The sequence below is a fragment of the Mycobacterium sp. genome (genome assembly GCF_019243155.1).
Classification (GTDB): Bacteria; Actinomycetota; Actinomycetes; order Mycobacteriales; family Mycobacteriaceae; genus Mycobacterium.
The window spans coordinates 1-16,573 of the sequence record NZ_JAFAUS010000032.1; the positions used below are offsets into that span (position 1 = coordinate 1).

Below are 16,573 nucleotides of genomic sequence, written 5' to 3' on the forward strand. Positions count from 1 at the left end.
GTCGCGACCTTCTCCGCGGTCACCGAGAACTCGAGCCAGTCGTCGTCGAAATCGTCGAACCAGTCCGGATGGCCCATGAGTTCCCTGACGCCCAGCCAGTGCGCGCGGTTGGTCATGTACAGGTAGACGAATCCGTCGCCGCACGCGAAAAACGATGCAGGACCGGCCTGGTCGAAATCGCCCCGCTGACCCTCGGCCGGGACCTCGCCGGTGACGAACCTGCCCACGATGCAGTCGGCCCGCGACGCCAGCACGGCCTGAGCCGACACGTCGACGACTTCGCCAGCGCCGGTGTGCATCCGCCCGAAGAGCGAGGACACGACGCAGAGCGCCGCGTCCAGCCCCGCCTCGTAGTCGGCGAGGAACCGGCCCGGTCCCTGCAGCGGCGGCCGGGCGGGATCCGGGTGGCTGGGGGTGTGATACCCCCAGCCACTGGCGTGAAACACGTTGATGCTCTTTGCGTTTGCGAACTCCGCGCCTGCGCCCTCGCCGAAAGGCGTGATGGCGCAGAACACCACATCGGGATGCCTTTCGCCCCAACCCCTGTCGCGGTCGTCGATCACCGCGTCGGCGGTGCCGATGATTTCGTGCAGGTGTTCCGAGCCGACCTCCAGCACGACGGACCGCTTGTTGGTGTTGAGGTACGCGAATAGCCCGCTGCCGTCGCACCCGTCTGCCAGGATGGGCGCCATCGCCCGCGTGGGGCTGCCGCACCCCGGCGCCTCGACCTTGATCACCTCGGCGCCGAAGTCGGCCAACAGCTTTCCGCAGTACTCCCCTGCGACGGATTCGGCTAGCTCGACGACCCTGAATCCAGTCAGCGCCGACGTGCGAGCCCTCCTAACGCGATCAGGGCTTCTTGCGTCCCGAGCGGCTCAGACGCCACTCCGGCGGGAAGTTCAGGTCGTTGTCCTTCACAACGTTGTTGAGGCCCTTTTCGAAGGTGCCTCCGGTGAGGTCGACCGTGTTCTCCACGTCGTTTGTGATCATCGGCAACATGCCCTCGACCATGCCAGTGAGCAGGCTGCCGAAGTACTCGCCCTTGTGCTGCTTGTAGAGCTCCAGGAAGGTCTTCTGCACCGCGACGGTGTCGGTCGGGCGGGACCGTGAGCAGGCCAGCGCGTACTTCTCGGTTTCCTTCTCCAGCTGGTCGCGCGGCACGACGCTGTTGACGAAGCCGCACTCGTACATCTCTTTCGCGTTGAACGGCCTTCCGGTGAACAGCATTTCGGAGAACTTGCGCAGACCCATCGTCTCGGCCCACCACCACAGCCGCGGTCCCCAGCCGACGTAGCGGAAGGCCGGGTGCCCGAACAGGGCATCGTCGGAGGAGATCACCAAGTCGGCGTCGCCGGCCTGGTAGAAGTGCCAGCCGTAGCAGTAGCCCTTGGCCTCGATGATGCTGATCTTCCGAAGCTCTTGCAGCGGACGGTTTCCGGCGCGCGCCTTGGCGTAGAAGTCGGTGACGGTGGACAGGTAACGGTATGAGCCGCCCGGCGGGTACTTGACGTCGTCATCGTTGATCGCGAGCTCGTGGTGCAGCGGCAGGCCCGGGTTCTCCAGCATCGGGCGCTGCTCGGGCAGGTCTCCACCACTGCCGAAATCTTCGCCCTCACCGCGGATCACGACCACCTTTACGTCGTCGTCCACGTTGCACTTGTGGATCAGGTCGGCGTAGTTCTGCCGCATCCCCAGGCTGGTGGCGTTCTGGGCCTCGGGGCGGTCGAAGGTGATGTAGGCGATCCGGTTCTTCTTGTCCTTCTCGAACTTGATGTACTGTTCGGCTTCCTTCTTCAACTTTTCGTAGTCGAACTCGGGCATGGTCTTCTCCAACTTCTCTCGTTTATTTGAGTTAGCGCTTATTTGAGCAGAGCGCCCGCGTCGACGGGCAGCGAAACACCAGTGACATAACGAGATTCGTCAGAGGCGAGAAACAGCACGGCGTTGCTGATGTCGACGGGCTCCACCCACGGCACCGGCATCATGTGCATCATCTGTGAGAACGGGGCGAAGTCTTCGGGCCCCGGATTCTCCAGATCCGGCCGAAACAGGCGAAACGTTATGTCGTTCATCGTCATCGGTGTATTGACCTGGCTCGGGTGAACCGAATTCACCCGGATCCCGTGCTGTCCCAGTTCGACGGCGAAAGCGCGCATCAGGCCGACGACACCGTGCTTGGCGGCGATGTAGTGACCGGTGTGGGCCAGGGCCTTGTGTGACCCGACGGAACCGGTGAGCACGATGGACCCGCCTCGTCCGCCCTCGATCAGATGTGGCACACCGGCTTTCACGGTCTTCCACACGCCGGACAGGTTGATGTCGATCATGTCCTGCCAGATGTTCTCGCGGATCTTGTGCAGCTTGTTGCCGAGATTGCCGATGCCCGCGTTGGCGACGATGATGTCGAGCCGGCCGAGCTGTTCCACACCGCTGTCTACGGCGGACTTGAGTGCGTCGTAATCGCGGACGTCGACCTGCGCGGTGACGATGCGACGGTTTTCGGCCTTCACCAACTCGATGGTCTCGTCGAGGTCCTCCGGCGTCGAACCGGGGTAGGGCGTGTTGTCGATCGTCTCGCAGATGTCGATCGCGATGATGTCGGCGCCCTCCTGCGCCAGGCGCACCGCGTGGCTGCGGCCCTGGCCGCGCGCGGCGCCGCTGACGAATGCAACCTTGCCCGCTACGCGGCCGGTCATCACGGCACCAGGGCGGGCATGGACTCCCAGCCTCGCACCGTCGACGTCGGACTGAGCTTTGCGTTGGTCATGTCGACCTCCCACTCGGGGAACCGCTTGAGGATCTCTTCGAGGGCGATGCGCCCCTCGAGGCGTGCCAGAGCCGAGCCCAGGCAGAAATGGGCACCGACGCTGAACGTCAGGTGCGGGCGGGCAGTGCGGTGAATGTTGAAGTCGTCGGCGTCCGGGCCGAACTGGCGCGGGTCGCGGCACGCGGCGCCGAGCAGCATCATCATCACGCTGCCTTCAGGCACCGTCTGGTCGTGGAAGGTGACGTCTTGGGTCACGTAGCGCGACACGTGCGGCGCCGGCGGCTCGTAGCGGAGCAGTTCCTCGATGGCCTGCGGGACGAGCGTGGGGTTCTGGGCGAGCTCACGACGCTGATCGGGGTGCTCCGCCAGAACTTTTCCGGACCAACCGATCAGCCGGGTTGTCGTTTCGTTTCCGGCCCCGGCGACCACGTTGAGGTAGACGAGGATCTCGTCGCGGGTCAGCCGGCGCGTGATGCCCTTGTCGTCGACGAATTCGACGTTGAGCAGCTCCGTCATGATGTCGTCGGACGGGTGCTCGGAGCGCCATTCGATGTAGGCCTCGAACATCTCGCCCACCGATAGACCCTTGGTGTGATCCATGGGCTTTCCGGCCTCGGTGCGCAGCTGGGCGTTGACGTGGTCGCGAACGAACACCTGGTCGTCTTCGGGGATGCCGAGCAGCGCGCTGATGACCTTCATCGGCATCTGCGCGCCCAGGTCATTGACGAAGTCGAATCGGCCCGTGCCTACAAGCGGATCGAGCGCCTGAGCGCAGAAGTCCCGGATCATCGGCTCGAGCGCGTTGATCTTGCGTGGCGTGAACATGCGCGACAGCAGCTTGCGGTGCACATCGTGGATCGGCGGGTCCTCGAAGATCAACATCCCCGACGGGATGTCCATGTTGGCCTTGATCAGTTCCAGGATCGCGCCCCGGGCGGAGCTGAACGTGGCGTGGTCGACCAGCGCCTTATTCACGTCGGCATACCGGCTTACGGCGAAGAAGTCGTATTCGGCGTTGTAGTAAAGCGGAGCCTCTTCGCGCAGCCGCGCGAACATGGGATACGGGTCGGCGATCAGCTCGACATCGTATGGATCGAATCGCACATGGCTGTCCGTGCTCGTCGTCACGAAATTCCTCCTACCGCTGCCGTTTTCCCGGATACCTGACCGTCTGCACAGCGTTAGCGCTGCAAGTGTCGCAGCACCGGATCCCGTTCGGGCAATTTATACACTCCGCTTAATCGCGTTGACCTGACATGCGCACAGGCTTGGCTGAAACGGCCCGTCAGCATGGGGTAACTCTATTCTCGTAGAGAACCATATCGGCGAATGGTCTGGCAAGACCCCATGCCGCGCGGCCGGCCGCCGATTCTTCGCTCATCTCGATGCCGCGGCACGGCGCCGGGCCGACGGGGTCGGACCACTCACCTCGGTGAGCCTGCCCCGCTGCTGACTGTGCAGGATGCCCGCGGCGATGGCGGAGAGTATCCCGTCGAGTTGCTCCGGAGTGTCGACAATTCGGTCCCCGTGCGCCAACCGCTGCAGTAGACCGTTGATGAACGTCAGCGTGACGTTGCTCAGATCCTCGACCACGGCCGGTTCCAGCTCCGCGCCGTGCGGCATGAGCTGGACCAGGATTTCCCGGTGCAGCTTGGTGAATTCGTCCGTGGCCTGCTGCAGGATGACGGCCAGCGCCGGATCGCGGGCGGCCTGCATTGTCAGCTCGTAGCGTGCCTTCGTCCGGGACAACTGCGGCTCGCTACTCGATCGGATCACCACCTGCGACAGCCGCGAGGGCGAGGGATTGTTGCCCCGCCCATCGGTGTCGTCGGCCACGGACTGCAAGTCGTCCAGGTCGAGCTCGACCAACCGCTCGGCCACGGCGCGCAGCAGCGCCGACCGGGTCCGGAAGTAAAAGGAGCTGGTCCCGTCGGGCACGTCGGCCTTGCGGTCGACCTTGAGATGGCTCAGCCCCTTGGCTCCGTCGTCGGCCAACAACTGGATGGCCGCATCGCATAGGTCGCGGCGGCGTTCCGTGGGATTGGGCTTTCGTCGTTTGTCCATGTGATCCGTATCTTGGAGCGACAACTTACTCTATATTCGTAGTGTCGGCAAAGGTGCCTCAATCTCGGGCACCGGCGCGATTCAGAGAACCGAATTCTTCAGTTTCGCTCTGCTCTTGAAAACGATCGTGGCCAACCGTATTGGCCGTCAACCGCCATTTTCGGGCGCGACACGCCGATCGGCGCGTCGCGGCAGGTGGCCGTGGGTCCTCTACCTTGAGTCAAATATCTCCGACAGGAGGCCACGCCGGTTGAGTAGACGCCACCCCGACGGCATCTCGCGCCGAAAATTTCTGGCGAAGGCGGCAGCCGGCGGCACCGGCGCTTTGCTCTCGATGGCGGGTCCTGTCATTGAGAAAGCCTATGGAGCGGGCCCGTGTTCGGGACATTTGAATGACATCGAGCACTTTGTTTTGTTCATGCAGGAGAACCGGTCGTTCGATCACTATTTCGGAACGCTCTCCGGCACCAACGGCTTCGACTCCGGCTCGCCGCTCTTCGCGCAGAGGGGCTGGAACCCGCAGACGCGAAAACTGGATCCCGCCGGCGTCACGCTCCCCTATCGGTTCGACACCACCCAGGGCCCTTTGCGCGACGGCGAATGCCTCAACGACCCCGATCACTCCTGGACAGCGCTACACAACTCGTGGAACGGCGGCGCCAACGATAACTGGCTGCCCGCGCAGGCGAAGACCCGATCGGCCGCCCACACGCCCACCGTCATGGGCTATTACACGCGAGAAGACATCCCGGTCCACTACATGCTTGCCGACGCGTTCACGCTGTGCGACCAGTACTTCTGCTCGGTGTTGGGACCGACATTGCCCAACCGGTTGTACTGGCTGAGCGCGACGATCGACCCCGACGGTCAGTACGGTGGGCCGGAACTGGAAAGCCCCGCGATCGATCCGATCCGGAAGTTCAGCTGGCGAACGATGCCGCAGAATCTCAGCGATGCCGGCGTCAGCTGGAAGGTGTATCGCAACAAGACCCTTGGCCCCATCGTTTCCTCGTTGACCTTCGGCAACTTCGTCAACTATTTCAAGCAGACAGGTGCGCCGAACTCGGATTCTTCTCGGTTCGGGCTAACGCCCGCCTATCCCGCTAGCTTCATCGCGGACGTCCGTGCCAACAGGCTGCCCCAGGTCTCCTGGGTGATTCCCAATGTCCTCGAATGCGAGCACCCCGCAACCCTGCCGGCGGCAGGCGCGTTGGCACTGGTGAACATCATCAAGATCTTGATGTCCAATCCGGCGGTGTGGGAAAAGACCGCGCTGATCGTGAGCTATGACGAAAACGGCGGATTCTTCGACCATGTGACGCCACCCACGCCTCCCCCTGGAACTCCGGGCGAATACATCAGCGTGCCGGACATCAATTCGGTGGCCGGCTCCGGCGGTATTCGCGGGCCCATCGGTCTGGGCTTTCGCGTCCCCTGTTTCGTCATCTCTCCCTATAGCCGCGGCGGGCTGATGGCACACGGCACGTTCGACCACACCTCACAATTGCGTTTGATCGAAACACGTTTCGGCGTACCGGTTCCCAACCTCACCCCGTGGCGGCGAAGCGTCACGGGCGATATGACGTCGGCGTTCAACTTCGCGGCCGCACCCGACCTGTCGCGGCCGAACCTGGACCATCCCGGGCTGGAAACGGTGCAGAAACTGCCGCAGTGCATTCCGAACGTTGCCCTGGGGACCTTGGACGTGGGAATCCCGTATCGCGTACCGTATCCGCAGGCCATGCCGATTCAGGCAACGTCGCCGACCCGCACCGTCGCCAGCGGCCTGTGCTGATGAGCGCCAGATGAGTTGCGGACAACCAATCGTAAACAGCAGGGAGTGCAACGGTTTTCGTGAGTGACAGGGTATTCGGACGCGCGTGCCGCCATGTGCGGGCATTCATCGCCCAGGCTGCCGGCGTCAGTCTGCTTGCCGCACTGGTGTGTAGCTGCCAGTCGGCGCCGCATCAGCCCGCACGCACGACCACCACCACGACGACCACCACCCCGCCGCCCGCCACCACCACAACGACGGTCGCACCGATACTGCGGATCCAGCCGTTGCCGGTCCGGCCGGTGCGCAAATCGCAGCTGACAACGCCTGAAAAATGCCCGGCGACGAACCCCGATCCTCCCGCCGCACCAACCGCGACGCTCACCACCTGCGACATCGCGCGGACCACCGTCTACACCCTGGGGCCGGAGGCGATGCAGCTCGGTTTGATCCACGTGGACCCACCGAAGTCGCTGACCGCGGACTTCTTCGAGGTGACGTTGATCCTGGACCCGCCGTCGGCGGACGCGTGGGCGACATTCACCGCCGCGCATCTCAAGGATCACATGGCGTTCGTCCGCGACAACCTCGTGCTGGAAGCGCCGATCATCGAAGACCAGGTCACCTCCGGGCGGATCGCGCTGACCACCCAAACCGCCCAGGGGGCCGCACAGTTGGCCCAACTCGCGGGCCGCCCCGGGTGACATGACCCCGCACACCGAGCGCCTCGGCATCGGCATGCTCAGCGTATTCGGCCTTCCGCCAACCGAGTTGGTGCAGCTTGCCGCGGACCTCGGCTGCCGGCACGTCTCGGTCGCGGTGCAGGGAATGCCGTTGGTGCCCCTCGGCTATCCACCCTTTTCACTGAAAGACGATGCGGCGCTGAGGAATCACTTGTTCGCCGTGATGCGTGACAACGGCGTGACCATTTCGCTCGGTGACGGGTTTCTCGTGCTGCCGGGCGCCGACGTGCGCGCGCTGGCCGCGGACCTCGACGTGCTTGCCGAGCTCGGAGTTCCGCGAATCAACGTGGTCAGCCTCGACCCGGATCTTGCGCGGACGTTCGACCAGTTCGGCGCGCTCACGGATCTGGCCGCTTCACGGGCCATCGAAACGGTCGTCGAACCGGTGCCCGGCCTGACCGTGGCCGACTTGCCCACGGCGCTGGCCGCCAAGGAACACGTTGGCAGAACTGACTTTCGGCTGTTGATCGACACCATGCACTTGGTGCGGTCCGGTTCGGGACCCGCCGACATCGCGGCCATCGATCCCGCTGTCATCGGTTACGCCCAACTCAACGACACCACGCTGCAACCACGGCTCGACAATTACATGGAGGAGGCCATGTTCGAGCGGATGGTTCCCGGGGAAGGCGAGCTTCCCCTCGCCGACATCCTTTCGGCGCTTCCGGCCGACGTGGTGCTCGAAATCGAAGTGCCGAGAAGGTCATTGGCGCTGGCGGGCGTCAGCCCGATCGATCGGCTCCGGCCGTGCGTCGAGGCCGCGCGGCGGTTGTTGTCCTAGGTGCCGATCGGTTGAAAGGCTCGTTCTTCGATGTCCGCGCCGATGATCAGTGCCGTTCCCGCCCGCACTTCCCGCCACATTCCAGGTAACCGGGTCAGCGGTTCAGAGACCACCACGCGGGCATCGTCGGCGAAGTGTTCCAGACCTTCGTCGTGCGGGTACAGCATCCGAACCGCGCCCGGATCTTCGCTCACGAACAACGTATTCGCTTCCGGCCCACTGGCGTAACGGACCGCGTACAGCCGCACGCCATCGCTCACCCCCAGCGTCATCTGCAACGCCGGTTCATCCAAGTCGGCTGCCGCGGCGACTTCCTCGACGAAACCCGCCATCCGTGCGATCGCGGTGATCGGTTCGTCCTCGAGCCCAAAGGTGAGTGCGAGGTGAAACAGCAACTCCGAATCCGTCGAGCCCGCTACATTGCCGAACAGGTCGGGACGAACAGCCAGCAGCAGGTCGCGGCGCAGCCGCGGGTACCCGCCGACGTGCCCGTTGTGCACGAACAGCCAGTTGCGGTAGCGGAACGGGTGACAGTTGGTTTGCTGCACCGGAGTCCCGGTGCCGGCGCGCACGTGGGCAAGAAACAGCCGGCTGCGAATTTCGGTCGCGAGTTCCAGTAGGTTCTCGTCTCCCCACGCCGGAGTGATGCTGCGAAACAGCGCCGGTTCCGGGCGGTGCTCGTACCAACCCAGCCCCGTCCCATCGCCATTGGGAATCTCCATGTTCGGCGCATGCCTGCGGCTCTGCTCGATGAGTGAGTACTGCGGATCGTGCAGCAACTCCCTCGGCGCGATCGGGCTGCCCAGGTATCCGACCCATCGACACATGTCACTCTCCCTATCTGCTGAGCGCGGTCTCGCGGACCACTTTGTGGACGAACCCCAGCTTGCGGACTACGGGTGGCGGGATCTGGAACGGGTAGAGCGGGTTCTTACCCATCGCGATGTTGACCCGATTGAAGAACAGCGCCAACCACTTCCAGTCGTCCAGCAGCTGTTCGATCGGTGCATCGTCATACGACGCGCGCGGCACGATGTCGTGGGGAAAGGAAAAGCGGACCCTGTCGGCGTGCAGGACCAGTCCGGCTTCGCAGGAGGTGTCGACGATGTCGGTGATGTGCAGATAGTGCGCGAAGCACTCGGCGAAGTCCTCCCAGGGGTGCATCGTCGCGTACTCGGAGATGTAGGAGCCGTTCCAGTCGGCGGGGGCGCCGAATTTGTAGTGTCGCGCGATCTCTCCCTGATAATCCGCGCGCTCGTCGCCGAAGATCTCGCGGCACTCGTCGAGATAGCGCGCCGCCCCGGGACCGCTTTCCACGAGGATGCTCTGGTAGTAGTGGCCGACCTCGTGGCGAAAATGGCCCAGCATGGTGCGGTAGGGCTCGCCGAGGTGGACTCGCAGCGATTCCCGGTAGGCGTCCAGCGACTCGACCAGATCGATGGTGATCACCCCGCCGGCGTGACCGATCACCACCCGCTCGCCGGCGCTGTAACTGGACACCAGATCGAAAGCGAGCCCTCCCTCCCGACGCCAGTACGGGTCGACGGGCAGACCGACGTCGATGAGTTGATAGACCAACCGCCGCAACGCAAATGCGGTCGACGCCAGCTTCTCCATCGCGATGGTGTCGTCGGCCTCGGGCTGACGACGGATCAGCGAATGCGCCAGACAGCGCCCCTGCGGACCGCCGAATTCCTGGTGCTCGGGGACCAACCAGTTGCAATCCAGGATGTCCGACCTGGTGCATGCCACCCACATGTGATCGTCGATTACTGCCCTGCCCGACGTGGTCGCCACCATGGTGCGGCTCGGGACATGCAATCCCAGCTCGGCAAAGCAATTCGGGCAGTGTCGCGATTCGAATGGGGCAAAGCCTCCGCAAGCGGGGCAGGCGAACGCGCGCATGAGCTCAGCTCGGATAACGCAGCGGAAGGCCGGCGGTGCGATAGATCGCATCGATGACGGTCATGTTCTCGATGCCATCGTCCGGGGTTGTCTTCACCGGCTCGCCGGTCAGCACGGCCCCGACGAACGCGTCGAGCTGATAGGCGTAGGAGGCGCGATGCCCGAAGCGTTCCACCCGTTTGCCATTCGGCGATCGGACCGTCAGCTGGTGAAAGTATTTCGGCATCACCGGGTTTAAGATTCGCAGTTCCCCGGCCTCACCGACGACGCGAGCGCTGATCTGCAGCAACCGCGACGACCACATCGAGCAGCGGACCCGACCGGTGTGGCCACCCGCGAACTGCAGCTCGGCCGTCATCGCGCGGTCGATCTGCGGATCACGCAATTTCGCCTGCGCGGAAACGACTTCCGGGGTCGACCCCCCGAATGTGCGGGCCATGTGGACCGCATAGCACCCGGCGTCCATCGTCGCGCCGCCGGCGAGCGAGTAGTTGTAGCGGATGTCGGAGAACTTCGGCAGGGGGAAGCACAGCGCGGCCTCGACCCGCTTGAGCTTGCCCAGCTCTCCCGAAGCGATGATCTCCTCGGCGCGCAGAGTCAGCGGGTGATAGCGGTAGTGGAAGGCCTCCATCACCACCCGGTCGGATTTCGCTGCAAGATCGGCGATCTCACGGGCTTCGGCCGCATTGGCGGTGAACGGCTTTTCGCACAGCACGTGTTTACCGGCGGCCAGTGCTGCGCGGGTCCACTTGCCGTGCAACCCGTTTGGCAGCGGATTGTAGATCGCGTCGATGTCGGGTGCGTCGAGCAGCGCTTGGTAGCTGCCGTGCACCGAGGCGATCCCGTGTTTGGCGGCATAGGTGCGCGCACGCGACTCGTCTCGGGCGGCCACCGCGGCAACCGTGACGGCGGCGTTTTCCCGGGCCGGGCTGATGAGTGCCAACGGCGCAATGCGCGCGGCACCAAGTACACCGATGCGCAACGGGTTTGCGTTTACAGACTCAGCCATTGTGCTCACCAGGTCCTCGGCGGGCGAAGGGCGGCGCATGCTCGGGGCGGACCCCGACGCCGATGAAGTAGGCGGGCACAACCGACAACCAGGGCAGCCGCTTCATCAGAGTGAAGAGCGCCGCGGGCGGGGTCGGGTCCGCACCGCGCAGCATCGGCCCGACAAGCCTGCGGTGTAGCACCCGTTGGACCGCCTGAGTCACCGCGGTGGGCAACATGCGCCGGCGGCGGACCGCGGCCAGTTCGCGCCCCGTGACCCGGTGTCGCCGCAGCGGTTCGGCCAACAACGTCGCGGCCGCCACGGCATCCTGGACGGCCAGGTTGATGCCGACGCCGCCCAGCGGGGACATCGCGTGCGCGGCGTCCCCGATGCACAGCAGTCCCTCGGTGTGCCAGCGGCGCAATCGATTCACGTGGACGTCCAGATGCTTGACGTCATCCATGGATGTCAGCGCCGCGACAGAGTTGGGCATGTCGGGCAGCAGCCCGGCGACGTCACTGCGGAACGCGTCGATGCCCCGCGCGCGCAACTGGGCGTCGGTGCCCTTCGGCCCGAGGTAGGCGATCTGGAAGTAACGCTCCCGCGGAATCACGGCGAGCGCCTTGCCGGGACCCGCGCGGGGCACGAACGAGAATTCCGTGTCCTCCTCATGCGGCAGCCTGAACCACCACACGTCGAACTTCACCGGGTAGTCGCGGGCTTTCAGCCCGGCCTCCTGCCGCACGATCGACCATCGGCCGTCACACGCGACCGTCAGGTCGGCGCGCAGCTCACCGGGTCCCTCGGGCGCCCGGTAGTGCACGCCCGCGACCCTGCCGGACTCCCACACGAGAGCGGTGACCTCGGTGTTCAGTCGCAAAACGAAGTTCGGCTCGGTCTTCGCGGCGTCGGCGAGCAGGTTCAGCAGGTCCCACTGCGGCACCATCGCGACGAAGGGATGCGGCTGTCGCAGGCGCTCGAAGTCGACATAGGTCACCGAGCGGCCGTTCGATTCGAATTCCGCCTTGCGCACCTCGGTGAAGGGCAGGTCCGCAAAGCGCTCCCACAGGCCCAACTCGTCGAGCAGCCGCATCGTCGTCGGATGCACCGTGTCGCCACGAAAGTCGCGCAGGAAGTCGCCGTGCTTCTCCAACAGCGTGACCTCCACGCCGGCCCGAGCCAGCAGCAGCCCAAGGACCATCCCGGCCGGGCCACCCCCGACGACCGCGCACGTCGTTGTCTCCGCCATTAGCGTCTAAGCATAGGGGCGGTGGGTCCCCCGGCGGTGCTCTAAAGGTGGGCGTCGAAAACCGAGACGGGTTCCAGAAGCACGCCGTTTTCTTCGACGTAGCGGTCCCACAGTGCCAGCAACTCGGCCAGCTTGTCAGGCTGCGACGCGGCCAGATCGTGGATCTCGCCCGGGTCGGAAGCCAGGTCGTAGAGTTGCCAGCTGCCCGGACCGTACGGTGCGGGCAGATACAGCGCCTTCCAGTCGCCCTGTCGAACGGCGCGGCGGCCGAACAACTCCCATCCCGTGCTCGTGTCGGCCTCATGCACGGTCTCCGCGCCGCCCGACAAGTACCCCACCAGCGAGCGGCCGCGCACGGGTTCCACCTCACGGCCGCGGTAGGCCGTACCGGGATGCGCCGTTCCGGCGAGCTCCAGCACGGTAGGCACGATGTCCATGACGGTGGTGAACGCCGTGCCGATTTGTTGCTGACGGGAAAAGCCCGGCCACGTGACGAAGCCGACCACCCGGATGCCGCCTTCGGTGGTGAACGCCTTATGCAACCGTGATGGCGCGGTGGCCGCCTGTGCCCAGCGGGGGCCGTACCAGATGAACGAGTTGGGGGCGCCGACGTTCTCGACGCTGTTGTCGCAATGCTTTTCGATCTGCGCGGCGATCAGGTCACCCAGGATCGGCATGGCCTCCACGATCGCGCCTTCCGCGCCGTTGTCGGACATGAAGAGGACGACCGTGTTGTCCAGCTCGCCGGTGTCGGTCAGGTAGTCGATCACTCGGCCGATGTTCTGATCCATCCGGTCGACCATCCCGGCATAGACCTCCATACTGCGGGCCGACAGCGCGCGCTCTTCGGCGGTCATGTCGGCCCACTCCGGGGCGCCGTCGGGCACGACCGGATGCGGTTCGACGTCAGGCGCGCACAGGCCGAGCCGCTTGAGCGCCGCCAGACGTTCCTCGCGCAGGGCGTCCGGGCCGGCGTCGTACCGGCCGCGGTATTTAGCGATGGACTCCTGGGGCGCTTGCAGCGGCCAGTGCGGGGCCTGGAACGGCAGGTAGGCGAAGAACGGCCGGTCGTCCTCCGGTGCGCGTTCGCGCAGGTAACGCAGCAGCGTGTCGGCGTAGAAGTCCGATGAGTAGAAGTCGTCGCCGACCGTGGTGAACTGGTCGTCTTCGGTGTAAAGCGTTGGTGCGGGCAGGAATCCGACCGCCCCGGAACCGCCGTAGTGGCTGGCGCCGCCCGGCAAAAGGGCGAACGATCGCTCGAAGCCGCGTGACCACGGCGATGTCTCGATGGTGGTGCCCAGGTGCCACTTGCCCGACATCAGCGTCAGGTAACCCGCGTCGCGCAGCAACTCGGGCAACGCGACGACGCGGTCGTTCAGATAGCCCTCGTAGCCTGGGGCGCCGCGAAATCCGGGGGGCACGACCTCGGCCATCGTGCCGATGCCCGCGACGTGGTGATCCGTTCCGGTCAACAGCAGCGAGCGGGTGGGCGAGCACGCCGGCGCCGAATGGAAATCGGTGAATCGGACCCCCGCGTGGGCCAGCCGATCGAGATTGGGCGTATCGATCTCGCCACCGAAAGCGCCGATATCGGAGAATCCGAGGTCGTCTGCAACGATCACGAGGAAGTTGGGCCGCGTCACGCTCATGCATCCTGCCAGGTCCGGTTACGGGGTGGAATGCTGCGGCGCGGACGTCATCGCCGATATTGTCGAGGCGGCGCTATCCGCCCGGGACACCGAAAGGGCACTGAGATGTTGGCAGAGTTTGGGATGTCCATTCCGCTGGTCGCCGCCCCGATGTCGGGCGGTCCGACCACGCCTGCGATGGTGTCGGCCGCGACCAGTGCGGGCGCCCTGGGAATGTTGGCCGCCGGGTACAAGACCGTGGAGGCCGTCGAAGCTGAGATCAAAAGCGTGCGTTCCGAGGGAATCCCGTTCGGCATCAACGTTTTTGCTCCCAACCCGGTACCGGTCGACCACGACCGGTACCACGCCTACGCCGCGATAATTCAGCGGGATGCCGACCAATTCGGGTTGACCCTGCCCCCGGAGCCGATCGAGGACACCGACAGGTTCGACGAGAAGATCGCGCTGCTGCTCGACGACCCGGTCCCGATGGTGTCGTTCACCTTCGGCATCCCGGCGCGCAGCGTGATCGCCGCGCTGCAACGGGCCAATAGCGTTGTGGTTCAGACGGTCACGACGCCGCAGGAGGCCAAGCAGGCGCACGAAGCCGGCGTCGACATGCTCGCCGTCCAGGCGGCGGCCGCCGGCGGACACTCGGGCACGCTTTCGCCGCAGCAGCCCCTGACGCCGGTCCCGATCACCGAACTCGTCGAACGAGTCGTCGCGACCGTCCCGCTGCCGGTGATGGCCGCGGGCGGACTCGCCACTTCCGGCGCGGTTGCCGACGTGATCCGTGCGGGAGCGGCGGCGGCCGTTGTCGGGACGGTATTGTTGCGCGCCAACGAAAGTGGCGCGTCGGCCACTCACCAGGCCGCACTCACCGATGCGGCCCGGACCGAGACCGTGATCACCCGGGCCTTTACCGGTCGCCCGGCCCGCGGCCTGCGCAATGCGTTCATCGACGCGCACGAAGCCGAGGCGCCGCTGGGGTATCCGGCGATTCACTACCTCACCAGCCCGCTGCGCAAGGCCGCCGCCGCGGCGGGAAAACCCGACTATGTCCATCTGTGGGCGGGCACCGGTTACCGGAATGCCACCGCCGAACCCGCGGCCGACATCCTGCGGCGACTGGCTTGCGACCTGTGACAGGTCAGAATTCGAAGCGGTTCAGCACGTCGTAGCTGCGGCCGGGTGTCGCCCACGTCAGCTTGTACATCAGCCGCACGACGGGCGACGGGATCTTCTCGTAGCCGGCCAGTGCGGGCGAGCGTTCGAGCAGTCTCAATTTCGGGTTCCAGCGCTGCAGAACGCCCGCGTCGCGCACACCCCACTTGATGATCCCCCTCGTGAACAGCCTCGACAGCAGTGGTGCCAGCGCCGAGAGGGTGTCGAAAAGCATTTCCCCGCCGTCGAATCGGTCGGTCAAGCGCGCTAACAGCTCCCGGACTTCGTCCTCGCTCAGGTACATCAGCAGGCCCTCGGCGACGACCAGGGTGGGACGTCCGGGCCGAACCTGCTCCAGCCATTGGGGGTCGGTTACCGACGATCCGACCATCCGGTAACGCTCGGTGTCGTCGTACAGCTTGCGGCGTAACTCGATGACGCCGGGCTGGTCGACGTCGAACCACGACACCGATGGCGGCACATCCAGCCGAAAAGCGCGGCCGTCGAGCCCGCAACCCAGATGCAGGACAACGGCCTCGGGTCGGCGTCGCAGGAAACGGGTGCACCAGTCGTCGAGCTGTTTGGCCCGTAACGCGACCAGATACTGGTTCGACGCCGGGAACGACGTCCGGCGAATCCTGTCGAAGTCGTAGTCGATCCGATCCACCGCCGCCGCAGCGTCGTGATCACCGAGAACTGGTCGCTCCGAACGGCTTTCATAGGCACGCAGGTACAGTGTGACGAGGTTCGTCCACTCCACGGAGCCCCACGGGACGGAACTGAAGTCGACTTTGGTCATCTCATGAAGCCCTCCCCCATGGCACGCTAGTCGATAATGGTCAGCATTCAACCGGCCGCGGTCAGGGTGCAATCGGTCTGCATTTCCAGGATGTGGTCGATAGCGGCGTTGACGCACTTCGGGTGCTCTTGCAGGAGCATGTGCCCGGCGTCGGGCTGGTGCAGGTGGGCGGCGCCCGGGATGGCCGCGACCATGTCCCGTGCGTGTGCAACAGGGGTCGCCAGGTCCGCACCGCCGCTGATGACGATCGTGTTGGCGACGATCGAAGATAAGCCGCCGTACTCGTTGTACCGCTTCAGGCCGGGCAGAAAGCCGGCTGCCGTCGTCAGCGGGGTGGTGCGAACGGCCGATGCCGCGAGTGCGGCAGCGCCCTTCCAGCTCGCGCCCGCGTATTTGGTGAGGCCGTCGCACAGGGGCTGCACGAGCCCGCTGACCGCCTTGTCCACGGCCCGGCGGGGCATGTGGTGGACCAACTCGAACACCATCTCGGTGGCACGGGTGTTCAGCAGGCGGCCGATCCCCCGCTCGGCGAGGCGGCCCGCCGCGGTCGCAATCAGGACCAAACCCTGCGGTTCGACCGGACGCTCGGCGGCCGGGCGGCTGAGGTATGCCAGCGCGGTCATGCCGCCCATCGAGTGTCCCGCCAGGGTGAGGGGCCCCGATACCCGAAGCGCGGTGAGGACGTCGGCGAGGTCGGCGGCCAGCCGGTCG

General features: G+C 65.3%; 16 protein-coding genes. 4 read left to right on the forward strand and 12 right to left on the reverse strand.

Translation table 11 applies throughout. The features are described from left to right. The 5 genes from JOZ00_RS01695 to JOZ00_RS01715 form a co-directional block, all read right to left on the reverse strand. On the reverse strand, nt 1-821 hold an 821-nt coding region (locus tag JOZ00_RS01695; RefSeq protein ID WP_293338861.1), incomplete at its 3' end, for a CoA transferase. 28 nt (nt 822-849) lie between these two features. Beyond that, nucleotides 850-1,821, reverse strand: a complete 972-nt coding sequence (locus JOZ00_RS01700) for an enoyl-CoA hydratase/isomerase family protein (protein WP_293338825.1) — start codon at nt 1,819-1,821, stop codon at nt 850-852. 38 nt (nt 1,822-1,859) lie between these two features. Continuing rightward, nucleotides 1,860-2,696 (reverse strand): mycofactocin-coupled SDR family oxidoreductase, encoded by an 837-nt coding sequence (locus tag JOZ00_RS01705; protein ID WP_293338828.1) that lies wholly within the window; start codon nt 2,694-2,696, stop codon nt 1,860-1,862. Next, nucleotides 2,696-3,895, reverse strand: coding sequence for a cytochrome P450 (locus JOZ00_RS01710; RefSeq protein ID WP_293338831.1), 1,200 nt, complete (start codon nt 3,893-3,895; stop codon nt 2,696-2,698). The genes JOZ00_RS01705 and JOZ00_RS01710 overlap by 1 nt, the downstream gene beginning before the upstream one ends. 249 nt (nt 3,896-4,144) lie before the next feature. Next, entirely contained in the window at nt 4,145-4,831 is a 687-nt protein-coding gene (locus JOZ00_RS01715) for a TetR family transcriptional regulator C-terminal domain-containing protein (protein WP_293338834.1), read from the reverse strand. 274 nt (nt 4,832-5,105) lie between these two features. Here JOZ00_RS01715 and JOZ00_RS01720 point away from each other — a divergent pair, with 274 nt between their 5' ends. From JOZ00_RS01720 to JOZ00_RS01730, 3 genes are all read left to right on the forward strand, one after another. Next, on the forward strand, nt 5,106-6,626 hold the full coding sequence (locus JOZ00_RS01720) for a phospholipase C (RefSeq protein ID WP_293338863.1): 1,521 nt from the start codon (nt 5,106-5,108) through the stop codon (nt 6,624-6,626). 95 nt (nt 6,627-6,721) lie between these two features. Then, the gene (locus JOZ00_RS01725) at nt 6,722-7,309 is read left to right on the forward strand and encodes a preprotein translocase subunit SecD (protein ID WP_293338865.1); all 588 of its coding nucleotides are present in this window, start codon (nt 6,722-6,724) and stop codon (nt 7,307-7,309) included. A 1-nt stretch (nt 7,310) separates the two neighbouring features. Then, nucleotides 7,311-8,129 carry a TIM barrel protein gene (locus tag JOZ00_RS01730; RefSeq protein WP_293338837.1) on the forward strand — a complete coding sequence of 273 codons (819 nt, stop codon included), beginning with the start codon at nt 7,311-7,313 and terminating at the stop codon, nt 8,127-8,129. On the opposite strand, the gene JOZ00_RS01735 is transcribed toward JOZ00_RS01730, so the two are convergent. Genes JOZ00_RS01735 through JOZ00_RS01755 form a run of 5 tightly spaced genes read right to left on the reverse strand, consistent with a single transcriptional unit; the run spans nt 8,126 to nt 13,914 of the window. Then, complete coding sequence (locus JOZ00_RS01735; RefSeq protein ID WP_293338840.1) at nt 8,126-8,956, reverse strand: class II glutamine amidotransferase; 831 nt, start codon at nt 8,954-8,956, stop codon at nt 8,126-8,128. The two genes, JOZ00_RS01730 and JOZ00_RS01735, sit on opposite strands and share 4 nt — an antisense overlap. 10 nt (nt 8,957-8,966) lie before the next feature. After that, nucleotides 8,967-10,034 carry a putative zinc-binding metallopeptidase gene (locus JOZ00_RS01740; RefSeq protein ID WP_293338843.1) on the reverse strand — a complete coding sequence of 356 codons (1,068 nt, stop codon included), beginning with the start codon at nt 10,032-10,034 and terminating at the stop codon, nt 8,967-8,969. Between the two features lie 4 nt (nt 10,035-10,038). Beyond that, complete coding sequence (locus JOZ00_RS01745) at nt 10,039-11,043, reverse strand: Gfo/Idh/MocA family oxidoreductase (protein WP_293338846.1); 1,005 nt, start codon at nt 11,041-11,043, stop codon at nt 10,039-10,041. After that, nucleotides 11,036-12,271 carry an FAD-dependent oxidoreductase gene (locus JOZ00_RS01750; protein WP_293338848.1) on the reverse strand — a complete coding sequence of 412 codons (1,236 nt, stop codon included), beginning with the start codon at nt 12,269-12,271 and terminating at the stop codon, nt 11,036-11,038. The genes JOZ00_RS01745 and JOZ00_RS01750 overlap by 8 nt, the downstream gene beginning before the upstream one ends. 41 nt (nt 12,272-12,312) lie before the next feature. Beyond that, nucleotides 12,313-13,914: an arylsulfatase gene (locus JOZ00_RS01755; protein WP_366022227.1), complete on the reverse strand. Its 1,602-nt coding sequence runs from the start codon at nt 13,912-13,914 to the stop codon at nt 12,313-12,315. A gap of 111 nt (nt 13,915-14,025) precedes the next feature. Here JOZ00_RS01755 and JOZ00_RS01760 point away from each other — a divergent pair, with 111 nt between their 5' ends. After that, nucleotides 14,026-15,045: a nitronate monooxygenase gene (locus JOZ00_RS01760; protein WP_293338853.1), complete on the forward strand. Its 1,020-nt coding sequence runs from the start codon at nt 14,026-14,028 to the stop codon at nt 15,043-15,045. A 4-nt stretch (nt 15,046-15,049) separates the two neighbouring features. On the opposite strand, the gene JOZ00_RS01765 is transcribed toward JOZ00_RS01760, so the two are convergent. Together JOZ00_RS01765 and JOZ00_RS01770 are read right to left on the reverse strand one after the other, a co-directional pair. Beyond that, on the reverse strand, nt 15,050-15,862 hold the full coding sequence (locus tag JOZ00_RS01765; RefSeq protein ID WP_293338856.1) for a class I SAM-dependent methyltransferase: 813 nt from the start codon (nt 15,860-15,862) through the stop codon (nt 15,050-15,052). Between the two features lie 47 nt (nt 15,863-15,909). Then, a partial coding sequence (locus JOZ00_RS01770) for an alpha/beta hydrolase (RefSeq protein ID WP_293338859.1) occupies nt 15,910-16,573 on the reverse strand: 664 nt, incomplete at its 5' end.